We start from the raw sequence: 22,383 nt of genomic DNA, 5'->3' as shown, positions 1-22,383 counted from the left end.
GATTGACCAGTGGTGATTGAGTCCGTTGCGCCAACTGCAGGGTTCCTGTTGAAATAGTGGCAACGAAGGGAATGGCTACCGCCGGACCCCGCAGGCTACGGACCCTCCGGTACACCACCCGGCTACCCGAAACATCGTCCCGCAAAGACGCAGCCGCTGATTGACTCTTGTTCACGCATCGTCTTTCCGCACCCTGGCGGCCGAGCGCCGACACCCACTACAAGAGCCCCTGAGCCACCGAACGCGCGTTGCGGTAGCTGAGGGGCTCTTGTGCTGCCCTGGTTGTGTTCTCAGAGAGGCTGAATCGACAGCGCGACATAGTCGTATTCATCTTGGGAGGCAGCCGTCCACTCGACCTCCACCGAATCACCGGCCTTGAGGCGCCTGTATCCGCCTGATTGCTCGATGACCGAGAAATGTCCGAAGCATTTCTTCCCGTCGGGAAGAATAAGTTCCCCCAGCCTTCTTCGGCCTTCCAGAAGGAAACCGTCACCTTCATTCGAGGTGAGCTCATCGTGGGTCCTCTCTTTGGCAACTAACGGTACGCAATTCTCCCAGTCTCCCGCGCCCTCGCCGGAATCCTGCAGGCACGCCCGGAGCCGCATAGTCTTGTGCCATGACTTCCGCTGGCCGCTTCGCTCCGAGCCCCTCCGGCGAGCTCCACGTGGGCAATCTGCGCACGGCCATGCTTGCGTGGCTCTTCGCGCGTTCCACGGGCCGCGCGTTCCTGCTGCGTGTGGAGGACCTCGACCGTGCGCGGGCCGGTGCCGAGGAAGTCCAGCTCCGCGACCTGGAAGCCGTCGGCGTGACGTGGGACGGCCCCGTCGTTCGCCAGACGGACCGTGCCGGGCTGTACAACCACGCGATCACGCGGCTCAGCGACGCCGGACTGACGTATGAATGCTTCTGCACGCGGCGCGAGATCCAGGACGCGCCGTCCGCCCCGCACGCGCCGCAAGGCGCCTACCCGGGGACGTGCAGGAACCTTTCGATTGCGGAGCTCGAGATTCGCCGGGCTTCCCGCCCGGCTGCCATCCGGCTTCGCGCCGAAACCCATGAATGGACTGTGGAGGACGGGCTGCACGGACAATACACAGGTGTCGTGGATGATTTTGTACTCCGACGGAACGACGGCGTCACTGCCTACAATTTGGCCGTAGTGGTGGATGACGCGGAACAGGGCGTGGACCAAGTCGTCCGCGGAGACGACCTCCTGTCCTCCACACCCCGCCAGGCCTATTTGGCCTCGTTGTTGGGCTTAGCCGTTCCGGAATACGCCCATGTCCCTTTGGTACTGAATCGCGACGGCGCCCGTTTGGCCAAGCGCGACGGTGCGGTGACGCTCGGCGACCTTGCCACCGTCGGGCTGTCTGCCGGGGAGGTGCGGGACGTGATCCTGGAATCGCTCGGCTTGCCGGGAGGGCCGCTTGGCGAGGCCTTGGATAGATTTGATCCGGCCCGATTGCCAGGCGGGCCATGGATATGGAATGGCATTCAGCAATCAACCCTCCGGAAAGGGGCTTAAGTGCTCGCCTATGTGCTGACCCGCTACGGCGGCGCCGACGCAATGGAGCTGCAAGACGTCCCCAGGCCGATTGCCGGTCCGGGCGAGGTCCTGGTCAGGGTGTTTGCCGCGGGGCTCAATCCTGTGGACTACAAGCAGCGCGAAGGCGCAGTCCGGGTGATCACCAGGCCAAGGCTGCCCTTGGTGGCCGGTAGTGAACTGGCCGGAATCGTGGAAGCCGTGGGGCCCGGTGTCACCCGCTTTGCCACGGGAGACCGGGTGTTTGCCCGCGTGGACAAGACCCGGCTGGGAGCCTTTGCCGAGCACGCCGCCGTCCAGGAGGATCTCGTGGCCCTCATGCCAAGGTCGCTCAGCTACACCGAGGCCGCGAGCCTTCCCTTGGCGGGCCTCACCGCGTTGCAGGCATTGCGCGACGAGCTCAAGGTCAAGCCCGGAACCAAGCTGTTCATCTCCGGAGGCGCTGGCGGAGTGGGAACCCTTGCCATCCAGCTGGCCAAATACTTTGGCGCCGAGGTGACCACTACTGCGTCTCCCCGGGGAGAAGAGTTGGTGCGGCGGCTCGGCGCGGACGCCGTCGTCGACTACACGAAGGAAAACCTGGCCGAAGTGCTCAGCGGCTTCGACGCGGCGCTGGACCTCGTGGGCGGGGACACGCTGGACCAGACGTTCAAGATCCTCAAGCCGGGCTCGAAAGTGGTGAGCATCGCCGGGATGCCCGAACCGCAGACGGCCATGAAAGACCTTGCGGCTCCGGCATGGACGACCGCCCTGTTCTGGGCAATCAGCCTCGGAATCCGGAGCCGCGCCCGTGAAGCCAACGTCCGGTACCGCTACCTTTTCATGCACCCCAGCGGCGAAGACTTGAAATTCCTGTCCCGCCTGGTTTCCGAGGAGAAACTGAAACCCGTGGTGGACAGCAGCTATCCGCTCGAAAAGATCGGCGACGCTTTCGCCGCGCTGGAGCAGGGACGCGCCAAGGGCAAGATCGTGGTGACCATGGACACTCGCGGCTGGGCCCACTCTGCCGGGTTCCCTGGCCGAGCGTAGCGAGGTTAGGGAGCAGAAGGTGGGCCCACTCTGCCGGGTTCCCTGGCCGAGCGTAGCGAGGTTAGGGGGCAGAAGGGATTAGGCTGTCCGGGTGGATGCACAGACGATTGCCCCTGGATTCGAACCAGTCGCCGAACTCTTTGGCCGTTTCCTCAGCGAGGACCCGGAATATTCAGCCCAGCTCGCCGCCTACCACCGCGGTGTCAAGGTATTGGACATCAGCGGTGGGCCGCACCGCCGCCCGGATTCCGTGACCGGTGTTTTCTCCTGCTCCAAGGGAGTGTCCGGGCTCGTCATCGCACTTTTGGTCCAGGACGGCTTCCTCGACCTCGACGCCGAAGTGGTCAAGTACTGGCCGGAATTCGGCGCCGAAGGAAAAGCCACGGTTACCGTGGCCCAGCTGCTCTCCCATCAGGCCGGGCTTCTGGGAGTCGAAGGCGGACTCACCCTCGCGGAATACAACAACTCCGAGCTGGCCGCCGCCAAACTCGCGCAAATGCGGCCGCTGTGGAAGCCCGGGGCAGCCTTCGGGTACCACGCCCTAACCATCGGCGTCTTCATGGAGGAGCTTTGCCGCAGGATCACCGGGTCCACGCTCCAGGATATCTACGAACAACGCATCCGATCGGTCACGGGCGCCCACTTCTTCCTGGGACTGCCTGAATCCGAGGAGCCACGCTATGCCACCCTCCGTTGGGCTGCAGACCCTTCCCAACCGTGGATCGATCCCGCCAGCCATTTCGGCCTTTCGGCAAACTCGGCCGTGGGAGATATCCTTGACCTGCCCAACCTCCGCGAGGTCCGCGCAGCCGGCCTGAGTTCAGCCGCCGGAGTCGCCAGCGCCGAAGGCATGGCCCGCGTCTACGCTGCGGCACTCACCGGACTTGCCGCCGACGGCGACCGACCCGCCGTCGCGCCCCTCCTCAGCGAAGAGACCATCCAGACCGTCACCGCCGAGCAGGTCTTCGGCATCGACCGGGTGTTCGGCGAGACGAGCTGCTTCGGGACCGTGTTCATGAAATCGCATGCCCGCTCGCCTTACGGCAGCTACCGGGCGTTCGGGCACGACGGCGCCAGCGCATCTTTGGGGTTCGCTGACCCTGTCTATGAACTCGCCTTCGGGTACGTGCCGCAACAGGCCGAGCCGGGTGGAGCCGGATGCCGCAACCTCGAGCTGAGCGCCGCCGTGCGGAAGGCAGTCACCGAACTGGCTCAGTAGGATGAAGCATGACCGAACCGAGATTCACCGTTGAAACAGCCATGGTCCTTGCTGAAGTGGCGCACAATCGCCAGAAGGACAAGCTGAAGCGGCCCTACCGCGAGCACGTGCTGGCGGTAGGGGATGCGCTCGCCGACTTCGATGACGACGTCCGGATCGCAGGCTACCTGCACGACATCGCCAAGGACACGCCGATTACCAAGCAGGCGCTGCTCGACATGGGTGTTTCCGAGCGTGCCGTGGGCATCATCGAACGCGTGACGCGCCGATTCCAGGATGACTCGGACAACGATGAAGCCGTCGTCCGGCATATCGCACAGGACCATGACGCCACTTTGGTCAAGATCGCCTGCAACGCCCACAACTCCGTGCCGGAGCGTGTGCGGGCGCTCGCCGAGAAATGGCCGGACAAGGCACCCACCACGCGCTACGCAGACGCCCGGGAAGTGCTCTACAAGGCTGTGCCACGGGGAGAAATCCACCTCGTCCTGGAACGCGTCAATCCGGATCTGCTGCCGGAGATGGACCGGCTGGCGGACTAGCACTTCAACTCGGCAGGTTTCGACTGTCTACGGTTTCGTCGGGTCGTCCTGCCCCGGGCTGGAAGCAGCCGCCGCCTCGCGGGTGGCAGATGCAGTGACTTCCGCGAGGACCCGCTGATGGATCTGGGCGGTGAGCTCGTGAATCGCGCGCGTCAGGTCGGTATTCTCCTGGAGCAGTTGCTCCTGGGCGTTGTAGTCATGGTCTGCCTTCACCTGCTGGAAAGCCGCTTGGCGGTTCTGTCCGATCATGACGAAGGTCGAAAGGAAGATCGCTTCGAGCGAGACGATCAGCGTCAACGTCGGCCACGGACTCTGCTCGAACACGAGCATCCACACGGCGAAAAGCAGCACATGCAAGTAGACGAAGTTCATCGATCCGGCAAAGGCCGTGATCGCATCCGCGACTCGAAGCTGAATGCTCGCGGCCCGGCGCTCGGCCTCCGCCAGGACCGATGGATGCAACTTCGACCGCTCGCTTTGAGAGAGCAACCGTGTGGGTCTCAGGTAGGAGCGTGAATGTGGAAGAGTGCCCGTCGTGGATGTCGATTGGTGTCCGGCTTGCTGTGCCATACGTTCAATCCCTTGGCTCGCGGCGAGCCCATCTCGCCTCTGGGTGCGAGCCTAGCGTTGCCACGCGCGTGAACCTGGGATTGAACCGAGCTACCCGCTCATCAACCTTCGCCGATGCCTGAGCTCCTTGACCCAGTCCCTCGTCTGCACCGGCCCGAAAGGTGAGGCGCCGGCGTCGAGCTCTGCTAAGAGCGGGCCCGAGGCCCTGAGCGCGAGTCCCAGGACTCCCTCCGCTGCGCGCTCCGTCAGCCCGAGCTTCGCAGCCCAGGCAAGGAAGTGCTTCCGGGAGATTCCGCTCTTCTTGCCGCCGATGCCCAGCGCGAGCGTCTTGTCCCCATAGACCACTGTGGAGGGGATGTCGTAGACCGGTGCGATGGTGTACTCGCCCTGCGGCGACTGGACTATCGACACGTTCTTGGCATGGAGGTCGCCGTTGCCGCTCAGCCAAGCGAAGGCCAGCTGGATGGCGAGGTTCCGCAAGGCCGGGAGAGGCGCGGAACAGTGCGCCGCCAAAGCCAGGCAAACCTCGCCGAACGGCACGCTGTACTTGTCCGCAGGGTAGAGTCCCAGCACTTGGGCTCCGTCCTCGACGGCGAGGCGCAGCGCGGTGCCGTCGGCTCCGGTGAGGCGATCGAAACGCTCCACGAGAAGCCCTGCCCGCCCGCCGACGTCGTGCACTAACTGTACGCTGCTCACCGGGATCCGCAGCTTGCGCGCATAACGGAACATCAGGAATTCGTTTTCCACGACGAACGGGAACTCGGGAGCATTCAGTTTGAGGATGAAGCGCTTGCCCGCTTGTGCAACCGGGAGCGAGATCATCCCGGCCGACAACTTGTCCTGCACACCCGCCAGCGCCACAGGATCAATGAGGCCTGAATCGCCGAGCAGCGCGTCGAAGTCGAGCGGCAGCTTCGAATCGAGCACGACGGCGGAGCCTCCTTCCGTGGGCGGCTCACCGTGGGGGACTGTCTGGACATCGCCCACGGCGTCCCCGCCCGCGCCCATGAGGAGCGCGAGCTCGTCGTCGGCGCTGGCCTTGACCGCCCGGCGCAGTGAATTCAGGCGGCGGCCTTCCGGGAGGAGGCCCGTGAAGTAGGGAGGGACCGCGCCGCTCGGGGTGAATACTGCTTCGTTTGCCAGCGGGAGCGTAGTGGCGACGGCCGGACCGCCTGATTCGAGGTACCGGGGCAGGTAGCTGAACTTGGTTCCGCCTTCATGGCGCTCGATGCGCGCAGCCAGGACTCCTTGCTTGTAGACGTCGGCGATGCGGTGGAATGTCATGACCGGCTGTTTGCAGTCTGGCTGCCCGCGGGTTGCACCAAGAGCTCAAGGCCAAGCGTGCCGAGGACCGAGAGGAGTGGCTCCAATTGAACCGTGGTCTTCCCTTGCTCCACGAAGCGGACGAATCGTTCCGAGACTCCTGCGAGGTCTGCGAGGTCGGACTGGCTCAGGCTCAGGGAGGCGCGGCGGGCGCGGACCTTGGCGCCGAGGGACTCCGTGAATTCCTTGGGGGACATGTCCACTCTTCTGAGTCTCTTGGGGGCATGCGCATACGCGCGTCCGGTACGTTCGTGCCGGTTTCATCATTGTCCGCCTCCTGGGGAGGCGAATCAAGGGTTCGTGGACACGAATCGGTACGTTCGTGCCGGTGTGCCCAGGTCGACATCGTGGGTGCGGGCCGTTCGCTGCGTTCCGGTACTGCGGTCCCGAGCCCACACCCACGAATTCGCCTAGGTGGCAGGACGTGCCCTCAGCCTTTCCAACGCGGCTTCCCGGCGTGTGGCTCCCCGCCGTTCGTCGATCACGATCGAGATTGCCAAGGCCGCCACAATCACCATCATGCAGACCGGAACAGAGACATCGAGGGCGGCCAAGCCCACACTGCCGCAGAGCAACACGACCACGAGGGCCGTGACTCCGAGGAGGGCCCGGTCGAAACCCAGCAGGTAGCCGTATAGCGAACTCAGGGTTACCTTGAACAGGGCCACCGGGACGGCAATGGTGGCTACTACGACGGTGGCGCTGATGTGGGCGGCATGATCGATGAAGAGGGCGGCTACATGAAGTCCGCCACCAGTTGCGGCGATCGAGCCAAAGATGAACATGTGGCCGTATCCGAAGGCGAATGCCCGGTGCCGTTGGTGATGCAGGGCGTGGCCGGACGGGAGGATGAAGTAGATCCACCACATTCCAAAGGCCAGCCCCGTACCGCCGAGACCCACGAGGGCAGCGTCAACGGACCAGCCGTGAAGGGCAACGATCGCCCGAAGGGATTCGATGGCTCCGATCAGGCACTCGCCCAGGGCGATGATGGCCAGGAGGCCGTAGCGTTCCGCGATGTGGTGCGCATGCCACGGCGTCTTGGCTTTGCGCTCGGCGATGGTCGGCGTCGCCATTTCCAGCAGGAAAAGCGGGGCAGCCATGAGGAAATTCGTCAGGATGTCGGCGTGGACAATCAGCACCACCACCCAGCCAATCTGCGCCACCACCAGGAATTTCGCGTAGGTGAGGCAAGCGCTTCGGCGCTCCGGATCCTGCTTCGCCGCGCGCAGCCACTGAAACACCAACGCCAACCGCATGATGATGTAACCCAGCACCATGGTGGAGTTGTCCACGCGGTGGCCCTCGTCGAGCGATTGGAACATCGGTTCAATGCCCATGGCTAGGATGAGCACACCCACCATCTGCACCATGGTGACAACCCGGAAGACCCAGTCGTCAGTGTCGTAGGCGCTGGCAAACCACGAGAAATTGATCCAGGCCCACATGACGGCGAACATTGCGAAGGTGAAGCCGATCAACCCGGAGCCGAAACGGGCTTCGGCCAGCTCGTGCGCGAACTGGCTACCGGCAACCCCAAAGGCGATAACGAACGTCAAGTCAAAGAACAGTTCCAAGGGCGTGGCCGTGCGATTCAGCTCCTGGGGATCGCGACCGCCCATGCGCGACAGGGCATGGCGCAATGGATTCATGGACATGGTTCAGGGTACCGCCGGGAGGCCCCCCGAGTCCCGATCCCTGGAGAGCGCGCCCGGGTTCCTTTTGGCCCACAACAGCAGTCCGATGTACGTCAGGTCGAAGATGCTGCACAGGACCCCAATGCCCAGAATGAACGGTGAACTCTCGAGGACCCCAAAGGTGATGGTGGGCGCGAGTGTCCCGATCCACTTGGCCACGGCGATCACCAGGGATTGGCCCCGCAGGCTGCGGCGGGCCGCGAACATTGCAATGAACAAACCGGACATGAGGAGATTCTGCAGGAATGCCGCGTACCGGGATGCCGGATCCCAATCGAACTCGGCGATGAACAGCCACTGCACGGCGAAAGATGCCAGGCCCAGCAGGACCGCCCATCCGATGAACAGCGGCCGGGTGACAAACCCGGGAAGCTCCCGCCTGCCGAACGCGAAGAAGGTGTACACAATCGCGACGTCGGCCAAAGCCCAGGCAATGTTGATGACACCTTGCGCGGAGAGCCTCGTGCTGAGCGAATGCACCGAGTAGATGAGCTCCCACGCGAAGTTCAGAGCCAGCGCCGCTGCCGGGATCGCGTATGTCTTGTCGCGAAACCCGATCCGGATCGCGCAAATGTAGACCGTCGTCCAGGCGACGCCGCTCAGGATTGTCAGAAACAGGTTCACGGTTCCTCCTTGTCCTCAGGCGCCCCCGCCCATTTCGCCGGAAGCCCTTCCATTTCGCCGGAATCTTCCGGCGAGCCCGCACGCTTCCGGCGAATTGGCGGGCGGGCGGGCGGCCGAAGCGGGACCCGCTACACGCGGCCCAGCACGTCGATGTCCTCGAGGAAGTCCTGATGGACTTCGTCGCTGACCGTGGTGCGGGTATCGGCGATGGCGTCGAGGTAGTCCTGGGTGACCGGTCCCTTGCGGGCGTTCGACGCCGGTGCGGCGCCCCCGGCGGAGGCACCGGCACCGTCGTCGTACACGGCCTTTTCCAAAGCACGCTGGGAGGCGCTGCGTGCCGCGTATTCGATGTCCGCGGGGGAGAAGCCCTCGGTCCGCGATACCAACAGCGCCACGTCCACGGAGTCGACCACGGTGGCCGGGATGAAGCGTTGCCACATGGCCTCGCGGGCGTGGACGTCCGGCAGGCCGATGGGGATGACGTAGTCGAAGCGGCCGTGGCGCAGGAAGGCGGTGTCCAGGGCGCGGATGAAGTTGGTGGCGCACACCAGCAGGCGTCCGGGCTGTTCGCGGAAGGCCGGGATGATCTTGAGGAGCTCGTTAGTGACGCCCTGCAGCGGCGACGGCGGCTCGCCGGAGCGCTGGGACGCGATCTCCTCCACCTCGTCAATGAAGACGACCGCGTGCTCTAGTTCGGCGATTTCCAGGAACGTCTCGCGCAGTGCGCCAGCCAGGCCCTTGGGGTCGGAGGCCAGCCGCGAGGGGAACACCTCCACGAACGGCCACTCGAGCCGGGAGGCGATCGCCTTCGCGAACGTCGTCTTCCCAGTCCCGGGCGGGCCGAAGAGCACGACGGCGCGCGGCGGGACCACGCCGAATTGATCGGCGAGGTCGGCCTCGGCCAGCGGAAGGACCAGGCGGCGTTCCAACAGCTCCTTTTCGCGGCGCATTCCGGCGACGTTTTCCCACAGGTCGCGGGCCAGGATGCGGCCGCCGAGCTGACTCAACGGCTCAAGCTCCTGGCGCTGGACCGGGATGGTCCGTTCGAAGTAGTGCAGGTTTTGCTTCAGCAGGAAGCCGCGGCCCAGGAACGCTTCAACGCGGGTCTCGGACTCCGGCATGAGCGCCGAGAGCTTGTTGAGGCCGTGCGGGGTCATCCGGTTCTCGACGGCGGCCAGCAGGGAGGTGCCGATCCCGCGGCCACGGAACTCGGGCAGCGTGGCCAGGAAGACGATCCAGCCCTGGTCATGGGCCGCGCGTCCGACGGCGGCACCGACCACCTGTTCGCCCTGCACCGCCACCACGGCGTGATCCTTCTCGCACGAGGCCAAGACCTCGGAGAGCGCGTAGACCGGATCCACGTTGTCCGCTTTGAGGGACTCCCACAGGTGCAGGATGCCGTCCATGTCCGAGGAGTGGAAGTCCCTGATACGCCAATTGCTCATGCCCTGCTCCTTGGTGGATCGCCATCGATTGCCTGGTGTTGAGCATAGGCGAATCGGGAGTGGAGGAGGGTTGCGCGGGCGTTGCGTTACGCGCCTACCCCACCGGGCGCAGCCGCAGCCCCTGCATGCCGCCGTCGATCGCCAGGGACGTGCCCGACGTCGAGCCGGACAGCGGGCTCGCGAGGTAGGCGACGGCGCCGGCGACTTCCGCGGCCTCCACCAGGCGGCCATGTGGCTGGCGGGCGTTGAGCGCAGCGCGCTCGGCGGCGGGATCGGCGGAGGATTCGAGCAGCCTGCCCACCCACGGCGTGTCCACCGTGCCCGGGTTGACGCAGTTGACGCGGATCCCTTCGCGGACATGGTCGGCCGCCATGGCGAGCGTCAGGGACAAAACAGCGCCCTTCGACGCCGAATACAAAGCCCGTTGCGGCAGTCCGGCGGTCGCGGCAATGGAGCACGTGTTGACGATCGCCGCGGCCGGCGATTCGCGCAGGTACGGCAAGGCCGCGCGGCTGACGCGGGCGATGCCCACCACGTTGATATCCAGCACGCGGTGCCATTCGTCGTCGTCGTTGGCCGAAACGTCCCCTTGGGCGCCGATCCCCGCGTTATTGACCACCACGTCAAGGCGGCCGAACTTCCGGGCTACGGAGTCGACGGCGGCGCGCACCGAGGCGTCGTCGGCCACGTTGCATTCGACACCGAAATGCGGGGTACCGGACGGGTTGAGGTCGAGCACGGCGACTTGCGCCCCGCCAGCGGCGAGCCGGTCGGCGATAGCCGCACCGATGCCCGACGCCCCGCCGGTGACCAGCGCTACGAGCCCCTCGAATTCGGTGCTCACCGCGTGGCCTTGTCAGTGCCTACTGATGCAAGCGAACCGGAACGGGCCCGGTAGAACTCTTGCCGCTGGCGGCCGAGCCCTTCTACCTCAAGCTCCACCACGTCGCCGGGCTGGATGTACGGGAAGCGGCCGGAGAGCGCCACGCCTTCCGGAGTGCCCGTGAGAATGACGTCGCCGGGCTCCAGGACCATGTACTGGCTGAGGTGGTGGACCACGGTAAGGGCGTCGAAGATCATGTCCGAGGTATCCGACGACTGCCGGATCTCGCCGTTGACCCAGGTGCGCAAGGCGAGGTGGCCGGCGTCGAGCTCATCCGCGGGAACCAGCCACGGGCCGAGGGGAGTGGACTGCGGGAGCGACTTGCCTTTGGTCCACTGGCCTGCGGCTCCGGGCAGTTGGTAGTCGCGCTCGGATAGGTCGTTGGCGACGACGTAGCCCGCGATGCAGTCCGCGGCCTCTTCGGCGCTGGAAAGGTATGACGCTTCGCGGCCGATGACGATTCCGAGTTCCACTTCCCAGTCGTACTTTTCCGACGACGGCGGGATGGGCGCGGCGTCGAACGGTCCACTGACCGTGTTGCTCGGCTTCAGGAACACCACGGGTGATTCCGGGGGCGTCGCGCCGGATTCGGCCGCGTGGGCGGTGTAGTTGAGGCCGATGCAGACCACGTTTCCGGGGCGGGCGACGGGGGAGCCGATCCGGAGTCCCTCGGCCGAAATCTCGGGAAGATTGCGGGAAGCAAGGGCATCCCGGGTGCGTGTGATGCCGTCCGTGGCGAGGAACTCTCCGTTGATGTCCTTCGTCAGCGGGTCAAGGCTGAAGTACTTTTCGGTGCCGGTGGCGTCTTGGGCGATGACAACCGGCTTTTCATTTCCGGCAGTGCCCAGCCGGGCGAATTTCATGTTCATGTATTCCTCCGTACTTTGGCTCTAACATCCGAGCTCTAGTCTGCTGTTGCTCTCCATAATACGGAAATGTGACCCATTGACAATGCAGACATCGGATGTTTACGCTCTTCCCAGCAAACGATCTGCTGGCAAGCAAGGAGCACAATGAGCGTCATCACCGCGGTAGACACCTTCGATATCCGTTTTCCCACCTCACAGGAACTGGACGGATCGGATGCCATGAATCCAGATCCGGACTATTCGGCGGCATATCTGGTGATCCGCACCGACTCCGGTGACGGCCACGAGGGCCACGGTTTCGTCTTCACCATCGGGCGCGGCAACGAGGTGGAGACCGCGGCGATCCAAGCACTCCGCCACCACGTCCTGGGCCGCAACGTCGAGGAGCTTCTCGGCGACATGGGTGGCACATGGAAGCTCCTCGCCCACGATTCCCAACTCCGTTGGCTCGGCCCCGAAAAGGGCGTGATGCACATGGCGATCGGCGCGGTCGTCAACGCCCTTTGGGACCTCAAGGCCAGGCGGGCCGGGCTCCCGCTCTGGGAACTGCTATCCGGAATGAGCCCCGAGGAGATCGTGGCGCTCGTGGACTTCAGGTACCTCAGCGATGCCCTCACGCCGGACGACGCGCTTGGAATATTGCGGACGGCGGAGCCGGGGCGCGCCGCCCGCAGGGCAGCGCTTCTCTCGGAAGGATACCCCGCATACACCACGACGCCGGGCTGGTTGGGCTACAGCGACGACAAACTTGTGCGTCTGGCCAAGGAAGCCGTCGCGGACGGTTTCGCGCAGATCAAGCTCAAGGTGGGGGCCTCCCTGGAAGACGACATCAGGCGCGTCCGCACGGCCCGCGATGCCGTGGGGCCGGATATCAAGATCGCCGTGGACGCGAACCAACGCTGGGACGTTCAGGAAGCCATTGAATGGATGGCGCACCTGGCTCCCTACGACATTGCCTGGATTGAGGAACCCACCAGTCCCGACGACGTCCTGGGCCATGCGGCGATTGCCCGGGGCGTGGCACCGATTCCCGTGGCTACGGGTGAGCATGTCCAGAACCGCGTGATGTTCAAGCAGATGCTGCAGGCCGGGTCGCTGCAGGTCCTGCAACTGGACGCGGCGAGGGTGGCAGGAGTGAACGAGAACATCGCCATCCTCCTCCTTGCTGCGAAGTTCGGCGTACGCGTCTGCCCGCATGCAGGCGGAGTTGGTCTCTGCGAGGCCGTCCAGCACTTGTCGATGTTCGATTTCGTGGCAGTTTCCGGCGACAAGGATGGTCGGATGATTGAGTTCGTCGACCACCTGCACGAGCACTTCGTCACTCCGGTGGATGTCCACGACGGCTGCTACTGGCCTCCGTCCGCGCCCGGGGCTGGCAGCGAAATGGTCGGCGGTACTCTGGCCGACTACAGCTTTCCCGCCGGCCCGATATGGGCCGCGGGGTCCAATCCCTTGACCCCCCAGCAATAACCTTCATCGAAATTCCTCTCGAAAGAACAGTTCCCTACTGAAAGCACGTGGTGAAAGATATGCGCAAAGAAGCGTTGGTGGCAGGTGCCTTGGCACTGGGCCTCATTGGACTCACTGGCTGCGGGGGCAGCTCGTCCGGCAGTACCGCAGACGGCAAGACTGCCATGACCTGGGCCATGTGGGTCGGCGGCACGGACGACCAGAAGAACTGGGAAAAAGTTGCCGATGACGTCAGCAATACCCTGGGAGACGTGAAGATCACTCTGCAAGGTTCCACTTTCCAGGACTACTTCACCAAGATGAGCACCCAGCTCAGCTCGAATACGGCACCGTGCCTAGTGTCGGTCCAGAGCCTGCGGATAGCGCAGCTCAAAGATGGCATGCTCCCGCTCGATGACCTGGTGAAGAAGAACAACCTGGATCTGAGCGCCTTCGATTCCTCCATGATCAAGGGGCTCAGCGCCGACAACAACCTGTACGCCCTGCCGTATGACGTGGGCCCGGTGATGATGTTCTACAACAAGGACATGTTCGACGCCGCAGGCGTCTCCGTCCCGAAGGCGGGCTGGACGGCCGATGAGTTTGTGGCCGCCGCGAAGAAACTGTCGGCCAACGGCAAGCATGCCATCGCACCCAACACAGCCGACCTCTTCGTTGAATCGCAAGTCCTCGCCTACAACGGCGGACGTGTCCTCAAGGAAGACGGCACCATGGACGCAAGCGACCCAACCTTCGCCAAGGGACTCCAGTGGGTCTCGGACCTGACAAACAAGGAGAATGTTGCCCCGCAGCTTCCCGGTGGCGACCCGGCGTTCAGCGCCAACGAATTCCTCGCCGGTAACACCGCCATGAATATTGACGGGCCGTGGTCCCTGCTGGACGTCAAGGGCAAAGCCAAGTTCAAAGTCGGCGTCACCACCCTTCCCGCCGGCCCAGGCGGCGGGAAGACCTTCAGCGCCGGTTCCGGCTGGGGCATCTCCAAGCAATGCGCTACTCCGGACAAGGCCTTTGCCGCCCTCAAGGAAATGACCGGCGACAAGGTCCTGGGGGATCTGGCGGCAGCAGGGCGCGCACTGGCCGCACGCACCGCCCAGCAGGCAAAGTGGATCGGCAACGCGGGCATTCCGGGAGTCGCAGAGACCCTCAAGGGCGCCGAAGCCACGGCAGTGCCCATGCCAAGCAACACCAACAGCGACCAACTAGGCCAGCTTTTCAACCAGTACCTGGTCAAATCCATCAACGGACAGCAGAGCGCGGCCGATGTCATGAAGGACATCGCGGCCCAGCTGCCCCGATGATCAGTGTGATGCCGGCCCGGCAGTTCCTGACCACCAACCGCCGGGCCGGCGCGCGATCTTCGCAAAGGAATGGGAAATGACACTACTCAAGCCCGCAAAAGCGCCGCTTCCTGAAGGCGCGGCAACCATCCCCCCTGGGAAGGCGAAAACCAAGGGGAAAGCCGAACGGGATGCCCAGCTCGGCCGGCGGACGATGTGGGGACCGGCCTTTGCCCTGCCGCATGGCCTCGGCCTCGCCATCTTCACGCTGCTGCCGATCGTTGTTTCCCTTATCATCAGCCTCTTCCGCTGGCCGCTCCTGGGAACCCCGAGTTTCCTCGGCCTGGGCAACTACCAGCGGTTGTTCAGCGATCCCATCTTCGGGCAGGTCGTCGTGAACACCGTCCTGTTTGTCGTCCTCTATGTGCCCCTGAACCTCGTTGTCTCGCTGGGCCTTGCCGCGTGGTTGACTCCGCGCATCAAGGGACGCCACATCTTCCGGGTCATATTCTTCATTCCTTCGATCACCCCCGTGGTGGCCAACGTCGTCGTCTGGAGGATGCTTTACCAACCCGGTGGATTCATCGACGGCACTCTGCAAAGCACCACGGGAATTTCAGCGCCAAACTTCCTCGGAGACGAACACTGGGCAATGATGGCCATCGTCGTCATGAGCGTATGGCAGGGGTTCGGCTACAACATGCTGGTGTTCTCGGCCGCCTTGGATGCCGTCCCTGAGAACCTCACAGAGGCGGCGGCAATCGATGGCGCCAACGCCTGGACCATCTTCTGGCGGATCAAGCTCAAGCTCATTTCGCCGTCGATCTTCTTTGGGACGATGATGACCCTCATTACCTCCTTCCAGGTCTTCGCCCAGCCGTTCATCCTCACCAAGGGAGGGCCCGGCTCGTCCACCTCGACGATCGTCCTGTACATCTACAACCAGGGCTTCCAGTTCCACCAGCTCGGCCTGGCATCCGCGGCCGCTTGGATCCTCTTCGTCATCATCCTCGGTGTGACGGCAGTCCAGTTCCTTGGACAAAAGAAGTGGGTCCACTACGATGCTTGAGACAACCAGCCGGATACGCCCCCTCACCGCCCGTCCCCGTGGCTCCAGAGCGCCCGGAAGACGACGGACCGCAAAGATCCGGCCCGCCATTGGCTACGCGATCCTTTGCCTGATCGCGTTGCTCTTCTTGTCCCCGCTGATCTACATGTTTGCGACATCGTTCAAACCCCCTGCGGAAATCTTCAGCGTTCCGCCGAAACTGTTCGGCTCGGAATTCCGATGGCAGAACTACCACGAGGCCCTGAACTACATGCCGTTCCTGCGCTTCATGGGCAACGGGCTGTTGGTCTCGGCCGCTGGAACGGCGCTCACCTTGGTGGTTTCGGCTTTCTCCGGGTACGCCTTCTCCCGGCAGCGCTGGCGGGGACGGAACCTCGTGTTCATGGTGTTCCTGGCAACCCTGATGATTCCCCAAGAGGTCCTGATCGTCCCGATGTTCGTCATGATGCAGAAGGTGGGTTGGGTGAACACTTTCCAAGCGCTCATTGTGCCCTGGGCATTTACGGCATTCGGCGCATTCCTGCTCCGGCAGTTCTTCCTTGGCGTACCCCAGGAACTCGACGATGCGGCCAGGGTGGACGGAGCGGGAACCCTCAGGACCTTCCTGTTGGTCATGCTCCCACTGGCCCGACCGACCATGGCCGTGCTGGCGGTCTTCAGTTTCATCAGCTACTGGAACTCGTTCCTCTGGCCGTTGGTGGTGATCAATGACGTCAACAACCTCGGCACCATCCCGCTGGGGCTGCAGATGTTCTTCGGCCAACAGGGCAATCAGTGGCACCTGGTCATGGCCGCCTCGGTGATTTCAATGGCGCCTACTCTCCTGCTGCTGATCCTCCTGCAGAAACACCTCGTCAAAGGCATCGTCACGAGCGGCTTTGGCGGACGCTGATCCGGCCAGGTCCAGCCTGCTAACAACAACGCTCAACAACCCGAAGATCCGCATTAACGGCAGAAGTAACTTTGAAGGAGTAACAACCAATGATCGCCCAAGCACCTTGGTTCACGGAGTCCCGGTTCGGCATGTTTGTCCATTGGGGCTTGTATGCCCTGCCGGCCCGGCACGAGTGGGTCATGAACCGCGAACGCATTCCTGCCGAGGAATATGAGAAGTATTTCCAGCACTTCAACCCGGATCTCTACGATCCGCGGGAATGGGCCCGCGCTGCGAAAGATGCAGGCATGAAGTACGTGGTGCTGACCACCAAGCACCACGAGGGCTTCTGTCTGTGGGATTCCGCACTCACTGACTACAAATCCACCAAGACTCCGTCCGGCCAGGACCTCGTGGCCCAATACGTCGATGCACTGCGGGAATTCGGCCTGAAGGTAGGTTTCTACCATTCACTCATTGACTGGCACCACCCGGATTTCACCATCGACGGGTTCCACCCGGAACGGGACAACCCCGACGCCGAAGAGCTCAACGAAGGCCGCGACATGGCCCGCTACCGCGAATACCTCCATGGCCAGGTGCGCGAGCTGCTCAGCAACTATGGCCAAATCGACTACCTATTCTTCGACTTCTCCTATACCAGCGAGGACCACAAGGACATCTGGGGCGGCAAAGGGCGCGAGGCGTGGGGTTCCGTGGAACTCTTGAAGATGGTCCGGGAACTTCAGCCGGGCATCATCGTCAACGACCGCCTGGACATTCCCGGCGACTTCGCCACGCCCGAGCAGTACCAGCCGTCCGGTCCCATGGTGGTGGACGGCGTCGAGGTGCCTTGGGAAGCGTGCCAGACCCTCAACGGCAGCTGGGGCTATGACCGGGACAACCTGGACTACAAGTCCGTGGACTTGCTCGTCCGGATGCTGGTCGACGGAGTGTCCAAGGACGGAAACCTGCTCCTCAACGTCGGTCCCACAGGCCGCGGGAATTTCGATCCGAGGGCCGTGGAGTCCCTCCGCGGCATCGGCGACTGGATGAAGCTGCATTCCCGGGCCATCTACGGCGCAGGCCCTGCGGCCTGGACCCCGCCCGCCGATGCCCGGTACACGCGCCGTGGCGACCGCCTTTACGTGCACCTGTTTGCGTGGCCCTTCGAATACGTTCACCTCCCGGATCTCGCCGGCAAGGTGGAATACGCCCAGCTGCTCAACGACGCTTCCGAAGTCGCGATGCTCGAGATCGCAGCGGACCGGGAAGCAATCAACACCACCCCCGGAGGACAGCCAGCGGGTACCCTGACATTGAAGCTGCCTGTCCAGCGACCGGACGTGGCGGTGCCCGTCGTCGAACTCTTCCTGAAGCCCGGGGTGTAGCGTGCCGGAAACAATTGCCCTGCACACCCGGCTCAAGCCGGGCGCAGAACAGGACTACGCGGATGCCCATGCGGCGATCCCCGCCGAGCTCGTCGCCGCCCTGAAGGCGGCCGGCGTGGGCAATTGGCGGATCTGGCGCAGCGGCCTGGACCTCTTCCACCTCGTTGAGGTGGCGGACTACCAAGCCATGCGCCGGGCGCTCGCGGACCATCCGGCCAATGTTCCGTGGCAGGCCCGCATGGCGGAGCTTCTGGACGTCCAGGACGACTATTCGGGCAATGACTCGGGCATCCCGTTGGTCTGGGAGCTGGCATGAGCGGCGCCCGATGGGATGGCCAGTTGGGCAAGCTCGGCTTCGGCGCCGCCGGCATCGGCAACCTGTACCGCGCCATGCCGGACGCCCGGGCCGCTGCTACCGTCAACGCGGCCTGGGACGCCGGGGTCCGCTATTTCGACACCGCCCCGCATTACGGCCTTGGACTGTCCGAGGGCAGGCTTGGGGCGGTGCTGAGCGAGAAGCTCCGGAGTGAGTTCACTGTGTCCACCAAGGTGGGCCGGATGCTGGTACCGAATGCGGCGGGAGCCAAGGCGAAGGACGATGAAGGCTTCGACGTTCCGGCAACGAGCAAACGCCGGTGGGACTTTTCCGAAGCAGGGATCCGCCGGAGCATCGAGGAATCACTCGAACGGCTCGGCCTGGACCACGTGGACATCGCCTACCTTCATGATCCGGATGTCCATGACCTCGCCAAGGGGATCGGCGAAGCCTTGCCTGCACTGGAAAAGCTGCGTGCGGACGGTGTGGTGAAGGCGATCGGCGTCGGGACCAACTCTGCGGAAGCCGCACTCGAATGCGTCGAAGCCGCGGATCTGGACCTCGTGATGCTCGCCGGCCGGTACACCTTGCTCGAGCAGCCCGGTGTTCCGCTCCTGGACCGCTGTGTGGCGCGCGGCACCGGCGTCGTGAACGTGGGTGTCTTCAACTCCGGTCTGCTGGCCAGGCCGGAAGTACCCGAGGACGCGCACTACAACTATGCACGCGCCCCGCGGGCGCTCGTGGAGCGTGCACGGGCGCTCGCCGGCGTGTGCCGGGACTTCGGGGTGGAACTCCCGACGGCGGCACTCCAGTTCAGCCTGCGGCACCCGGCGGTCGTGAACGTGACGGTGGGGGCGAGCAGCGCTGAGCAGATTGTCGCCAACGCAGCGCGGATGAATGAGACCGTGCCGGAAGAGCTGTGGGCGGCTTTGGCAGGTGTGCCCGGGTGATTGATTCCCACCTGCACTTGTGGGAGCTCCCAGCCGACGGCCCCGACGACAACGCCCCGCGGCCCTACGCGTGGCTTGGCCCGCAGCACGGCGGCCTGTTCCGCAGCTACGGCGAAGCCGAGGCCCGGGAAACCCTGGATGCCGCAGGCGTCAGTGGGGCCGTTCTCGTCCAGGCTGACGACACCGTTGCGGACACCGACTTCATGCTCGGCCTCGCCGACCGCAACTCCTGGGTACTCGGCGTCGTGGGCTGGATTCCCCTCGACAAGCCCGCCGAAGCGGAGCAGGAGTTGGACCGGTTCCTTCGGAATCCCGCTTTGAGGGGCATCCGGCACTTGGTCCACGACGATCCACGGGACGACTTCCTCGACTTGCCCGCAGTCCGCGATTCCTTGCGCATGCTGGCCGGCCACGGATTGGCGTTCGACGTCCCGGACGCCTTTCCGAGGCACCTCGCGCGAACGGTCCAGCTGGCCCGGGAAGTCCCGGATCTGACCATCGTGCTGGACCATCTCGGGAAGCCGCCGCTGGCCGATGCAGCGGCGATGGACTTGTGGCGTCAAGATTTCCGGGCCCTGGCCGAGCTGCCAAACACGGTGGCCAAGGTGTCCGGCCTGCACTTGCCGGGGATTCCTTATACGGCTGAAGCCTTGCGTCCGCTGTGGGACGAGGCGATGGAAGCTTTCGGGCCGAAACGGCTCATGATCGGCGGCGATTGGCCCGTTAGTACCCTGGGTGCTTCGTACGGACGCACCCTGGAAGCGCTTCTGGAACTTGCGGATGAACTCACTTCAGCGGAGCGCCAGGAGTTCCTTGAAGCGACCGCGGTGCGGACATACGGGCTTCACAAGCGAAGCGTCGGAGGGAGCTAGAGCGCCTGGCGCAACCAGCTCTCGACGCCGCTGATGTGGACCGTCACGAGCGCCCGGACCAGCTCGGCGTCGCCGCGTTCCAAGGCGTCCGCGATGGCCTTGTGCTCGGCAAGGGTGTGCGCCACGGCTTTTTCCTGGGTCAGCCCCCGCCAAATGCGGGCCCGGACGGTACTGCTGGAGAGCGCCTCGAGCAGGCCGGCAAGGTAGTCGTTTCCGGCGGCCTGGGTGATGATGCCGTGGAATTCGAGGTCGTGGGCCACGAGTTCTTCGACGTCGGTGTTCTCGTCGATCCCGTCCATCGTGGCTCGCAGGGCCGTGAGTGCCGTTGGAGTGATCTTGCCTGTCGCGATGAACGCGGTGGCGGGCTCCAGGATTCGTCGGACCTCAAAGAGTTCCAGGATGGAACGGTCCTGATGAAGATCAACGACGAACGCCACGGCCTCGTTGAGCAACTTGGCGTCAAGGCTGGTGACATAAGTGCCGTCCCCACGCCGCACGTCCAGGACCCGGATGAGTTCGAGGGCTTTGACGGCTTCGCGCAGGGAGCTTCGCGAGAGGCCGAGCCGCTCGCTCAGTTCCTTCTCCGGCGGAAGGCGGTCCCCGGCCTTGAGTTCGCCGCGGATCAGCATGTCCTTGATCTTGCTGATCGCTTCATCTGTGACAGCCATGGCTACATCCTAACGGCGAATGATCCGATGTCTGGCACCTAACGCACGACGGCGGCACCCGGGTTCCGTGCGAACGGAACCTCAGGTGCCGCCGTCGGGCACTTAATTTTTGGGCGAGCGCTGAAGGGCTAGATCTTGTCCTCTGCGCCAGCAACCGGCAGGTTGGCGATCACGGGAGAGCTGCCCGTGAAGCCGTCCCGGGCTGCGGCGATCTCGTGGATTTGCTTGCGGCAGGCGTACCAACCAACCACAATGAGCGCGCAGGCGATGGCCGTAACCAGCATGGTGAGCGGAGAGTCGATGAACACCATCACCAGCACGCCCACCAGGAACAGCAGTGAAAGATAGCCGGTGTAGGGGGCGCCGAACATCCGGAAGGACGGACGCTTCAGCCAGCCCTTGTCGGCCCAGCGCTTGAGCTGCATCTGGCACAAGACGATGGTGGCCCACGTGACGATGATGCCCACGGAGGCGACGTTGAGGACGATCTCGAAGGCGTCGGACGGTACAAGGTAGTTCAGCGGAACACCGAGCAGGGAGACGCCGGCCGTGATGGCGATGCCGCCGTAGGGGACGCCGGCTTTGTTCATGCGCTGGGCGAACTTGGGAGCGGAACCGGCCACGGACATGGAGCGCAGGATGCGGCCCGTGGAGTACAACCCGGCATTCAGGGAGGACAGGGCAGCGGTCAGGACCACGAGGTTCATGATCACGTCCACGCCCTGCACGCCGATGTGGCCGAAGAAGGTCACAAATGGGCTGACACCCTTGACGTAGGAGGTGTACGGCAGCAGCAACGCCAGCAGGATGACGGAACCGACGTAGAAGACGGCGATGCGGAAGACCACCGAGTTGATGGCCTTGGGCATGATCTTCTCGGGGTTCTCCGTCTCACCGGCGGCGGTGCCCACGAGCTCGATTGAAGCGTAGGCGAACAGCACGCCCTGCATGAGCATGATCATGGGTAGCATGCCGGTGGGGAAGATGCCCCCGTGGTCTGTGAGGAGGCTGAAGCCCACTTCCTGGCCCGGTACCGGCGTGCCGAAGATGACGAAGTACGTGCCGATCACCAGGAACGCCGCCAGCGCGGCCACCTTGATCAGGGCGAAGTAGAACTCCATTTCGCCGAAGACCTTGACCGAGACCAGGTTCAGGCAAAGCACCACCAGAAGCGCGATCAGTGCCCAGGCCCACTGCGGGACGACGCCGATCCAAGGGACATATTTGCCGAAGAAGTTCATGTAGAGGGCTGCGGCCGTGGTGTCCACGATGGTGGTGGTTGCCCAGTTGATCCAGTAGAACCAGCCGGACACAAACGCGGCCTTCTCGCCGAAGAACTCGCGGGCGTAGGAGACGAAGGAGCCTGACGACGGGCGGTGGAGCACGAGTTCGCCAAGGGCGCGCAGGATCAGGAAGGCAAAGAAGCCGCAGACCGCGTACGCGATGACGAGGGAAGGGCCCGCAGCGTTGAGGCGGCCGCCGGCACCCAGGAACAGGCCGGTGCCGATGGCACCGCCGATTGCGATCATCTGGATCTGACGCGGCTTCAGGCTCTTGTGATAGCCCTTGTCCTCGGCGTGGAGGAGCTTTTCAGTGGAGTGCGCCTGCGGAGGGACCGTGTGGTCCGTGATGGGTGCATTGGTCATGGGAATCCTTAGGGGGTGTCCTGTTGGGGGTCCGGATCTTGCCGTCCGGCCTGTTTCTTCGCGCGTTCAGGCTCGACGGCGGCTGTGGAGCGCCGCCGTCGTGGGT

At 64.1% G+C, this 22,383-nt stretch carries 22 protein-coding genes; 12 read left to right on the top strand and 10 right to left on the bottom strand.

From position 1 onward, the window contains the following. Positions 1 to 616: 616 nt before the first annotated feature. The 4 genes from gluQRS (at position 617) to QRN59_RS23335 (ending at position 4,333) form a co-directional block, all read left to right on the top strand. Positions 617 to 1,525 (top strand): tRNA glutamyl-Q(34) synthetase GluQRS, encoded by a 909-nt coding sequence (gluQRS, locus tag QRN59_RS23350; protein WP_284984808.1) that lies wholly within the window; start codon positions 617 to 619, stop codon positions 1,523 to 1,525. After that, on the top strand, positions 1,526 to 2,572 hold the full coding sequence (locus tag QRN59_RS23345; protein ID WP_284984807.1) for an NADP-dependent oxidoreductase: 1,047 nt from the start codon (positions 1,526 to 1,528) through the stop codon (positions 2,570 to 2,572). A 91-nt stretch (positions 2,573 to 2,663) separates the two neighbouring features. After that, on the top strand, positions 2,664 to 3,791 hold the full coding sequence (locus QRN59_RS23340; RefSeq protein ID WP_284984806.1) for a serine hydrolase domain-containing protein: 1,128 nt from the start codon (positions 2,664 to 2,666) through the stop codon (positions 3,789 to 3,791). Between the two features lie 8 nt (positions 3,792 to 3,799). After that, entirely contained in the window at positions 3,800 to 4,333 is a 534-nt protein-coding gene (locus QRN59_RS23335; protein ID WP_284984805.1) for an HD domain-containing protein, read from the top strand. 27 nt (positions 4,334 to 4,360) lie between these two features. Here QRN59_RS23335 and QRN59_RS23330 read toward each other — a convergent pair whose 3' ends face one another. The 8 genes from QRN59_RS23330 to QRN59_RS23295 all read right to left on the bottom strand — a co-directional run bounded on the left by QRN59_RS23330 (position 4,361) and on the right by QRN59_RS23295 (position 11,744). Continuing rightward, positions 4,361 to 4,903: a DUF1003 domain-containing protein gene (locus QRN59_RS23330; RefSeq protein ID WP_284984804.1), complete on the bottom strand. Its 543-nt coding sequence runs from the start codon at positions 4,901 to 4,903 to the stop codon at positions 4,361 to 4,363. 90 nt (positions 4,904 to 4,993) lie between these two features. Continuing rightward, positions 4,994 to 6,187: a type II toxin-antitoxin system HipA family toxin gene (locus QRN59_RS23325; RefSeq protein WP_284984803.1), complete on the bottom strand. Its 1,194-nt coding sequence runs from the start codon at positions 6,185 to 6,187 to the stop codon at positions 4,994 to 4,996. Continuing rightward, entirely contained in the window at positions 6,184 to 6,423 is a 240-nt protein-coding gene (locus QRN59_RS23320) for a helix-turn-helix transcriptional regulator (protein ID WP_284984802.1), read from the bottom strand. The genes QRN59_RS23325 and QRN59_RS23320 overlap by 4 nt, the downstream gene beginning before the upstream one ends. 213 nt (positions 6,424 to 6,636) lie before the next feature. Beyond that, on the bottom strand, positions 6,637 to 7,884 hold the full coding sequence (locus QRN59_RS23315) for a low temperature requirement protein A (protein ID WP_284984801.1): 1,248 nt from the start codon (positions 7,882 to 7,884) through the stop codon (positions 6,637 to 6,639). A 3-nt stretch (positions 7,885 to 7,887) separates the two neighbouring features. Continuing rightward, the gene (locus QRN59_RS23310; RefSeq protein WP_284984800.1) at positions 7,888 to 8,547 is read right to left on the bottom strand and encodes a transmembrane-type terpene cyclase; all 660 of its coding nucleotides are present in this window, start codon (positions 8,545 to 8,547) and stop codon (positions 7,888 to 7,890) included. Between the two features lie 128 nt (positions 8,548 to 8,675). Then, positions 8,676 to 9,992: an ATP-binding protein gene (locus QRN59_RS23305; RefSeq protein WP_284984799.1), complete on the bottom strand. Its 1,317-nt coding sequence runs from the start codon at positions 9,990 to 9,992 to the stop codon at positions 8,676 to 8,678. A 94-nt stretch (positions 9,993 to 10,086) separates the two neighbouring features. Further along, complete coding sequence (locus QRN59_RS23300) at positions 10,087 to 10,836, bottom strand: SDR family NAD(P)-dependent oxidoreductase (protein ID WP_284984798.1); 750 nt, start codon at positions 10,834 to 10,836, stop codon at positions 10,087 to 10,089. After that, the gene (locus QRN59_RS23295) at positions 10,833 to 11,744 is read right to left on the bottom strand and encodes a fumarylacetoacetate hydrolase family protein (RefSeq protein WP_284984797.1); all 912 of its coding nucleotides are present in this window, start codon (positions 11,742 to 11,744) and stop codon (positions 10,833 to 10,835) included. The genes QRN59_RS23300 and QRN59_RS23295 overlap by 4 nt, the downstream gene beginning before the upstream one ends. A 144-nt stretch (positions 11,745 to 11,888) precedes the next feature. Between QRN59_RS23295 and QRN59_RS23290 the strand changes: the two genes are divergently transcribed. The 8 genes from QRN59_RS23290 (at position 11,889) to QRN59_RS23255 (ending at position 19,963) form a co-directional block, all read left to right on the top strand. Continuing rightward, the gene (locus QRN59_RS23290) at positions 11,889 to 13,214 is read left to right on the top strand and encodes an L-fuconate dehydratase (protein WP_284984796.1); all 1,326 of its coding nucleotides are present in this window, start codon (positions 11,889 to 11,891) and stop codon (positions 13,212 to 13,214) included. 47 nt (positions 13,215 to 13,261) lie between these two features. Next, on the top strand, positions 13,262 to 14,512 hold the full coding sequence (locus tag QRN59_RS23285; RefSeq protein WP_284984795.1) for an ABC transporter substrate-binding protein: 1,251 nt from the start codon (positions 13,262 to 13,264) through the stop codon (positions 14,510 to 14,512). Positions 14,513 to 14,588: 76 nt separating this feature from the next. After that, complete coding sequence (locus QRN59_RS23280; RefSeq protein WP_284984794.1) at positions 14,589 to 15,560, top strand: carbohydrate ABC transporter permease; 972 nt, start codon at positions 14,589 to 14,591, stop codon at positions 15,558 to 15,560. After that, complete coding sequence (locus tag QRN59_RS23275; protein WP_284984793.1) at positions 15,553 to 16,452, top strand: carbohydrate ABC transporter permease; 900 nt, start codon at positions 15,553 to 15,555, stop codon at positions 16,450 to 16,452. The genes QRN59_RS23280 and QRN59_RS23275 overlap by 8 nt, the downstream gene beginning before the upstream one ends. 89 nt (positions 16,453 to 16,541) lie before the next feature. Further along, positions 16,542 to 17,825 carry an alpha-L-fucosidase gene (locus QRN59_RS23270; RefSeq protein WP_284984792.1) on the top strand — a complete coding sequence of 428 codons (1,284 nt, stop codon included), beginning with the start codon at positions 16,542 to 16,544 and terminating at the stop codon, positions 17,823 to 17,825. Between the two features lies 1 nt (position 17,826). Continuing rightward, entirely contained in the window at positions 17,827 to 18,141 is a 315-nt protein-coding gene (locus QRN59_RS23265) for an L-rhamnose mutarotase (protein ID WP_284984791.1), read from the top strand. Then, positions 18,138 to 19,091 carry an aldo/keto reductase gene (locus tag QRN59_RS23260; RefSeq protein WP_284984790.1) on the top strand — a complete coding sequence of 318 codons (954 nt, stop codon included), beginning with the start codon at positions 18,138 to 18,140 and terminating at the stop codon, positions 19,089 to 19,091. The genes QRN59_RS23265 and QRN59_RS23260 overlap by 4 nt, the downstream gene beginning before the upstream one ends. Next, positions 19,088 to 19,963: an amidohydrolase family protein gene (locus QRN59_RS23255; RefSeq protein WP_284984789.1), complete on the top strand. Its 876-nt coding sequence runs from the start codon at positions 19,088 to 19,090 to the stop codon at positions 19,961 to 19,963. Before QRN59_RS23260 ends, QRN59_RS23255 begins: the two co-directional genes overlap by 4 nt. On the opposite strand, the gene QRN59_RS23250 is transcribed toward QRN59_RS23255, so the two are convergent. After that, positions 19,960 to 20,631 carry a FadR/GntR family transcriptional regulator gene (locus QRN59_RS23250; protein WP_284984788.1) on the bottom strand — a complete coding sequence of 224 codons (672 nt, stop codon included), beginning with the start codon at positions 20,629 to 20,631 and terminating at the stop codon, positions 19,960 to 19,962. The two genes, QRN59_RS23255 and QRN59_RS23250, sit on opposite strands and share 4 nt — an antisense overlap. A 128-nt stretch (positions 20,632 to 20,759) precedes the next feature. Next, the gene (locus QRN59_RS23245) at positions 20,760 to 22,277 is read right to left on the bottom strand and encodes an amino acid permease (protein WP_284984787.1); all 1,518 of its coding nucleotides are present in this window, start codon (positions 22,275 to 22,277) and stop codon (positions 20,760 to 20,762) included. Positions 22,278 to 22,383: the final 106 nt, after the last annotated feature.

It is taken from the genome of Arthrobacter sp. efr-133-TYG-118, from assembly GCF_030209755.1.
Lineage (GTDB): Bacteria > Actinomycetota > Actinomycetes > Actinomycetales > Micrococcaceae > Arthrobacter.
This window is presented reverse-complemented; position numbering and strand designations above follow the sequence as displayed.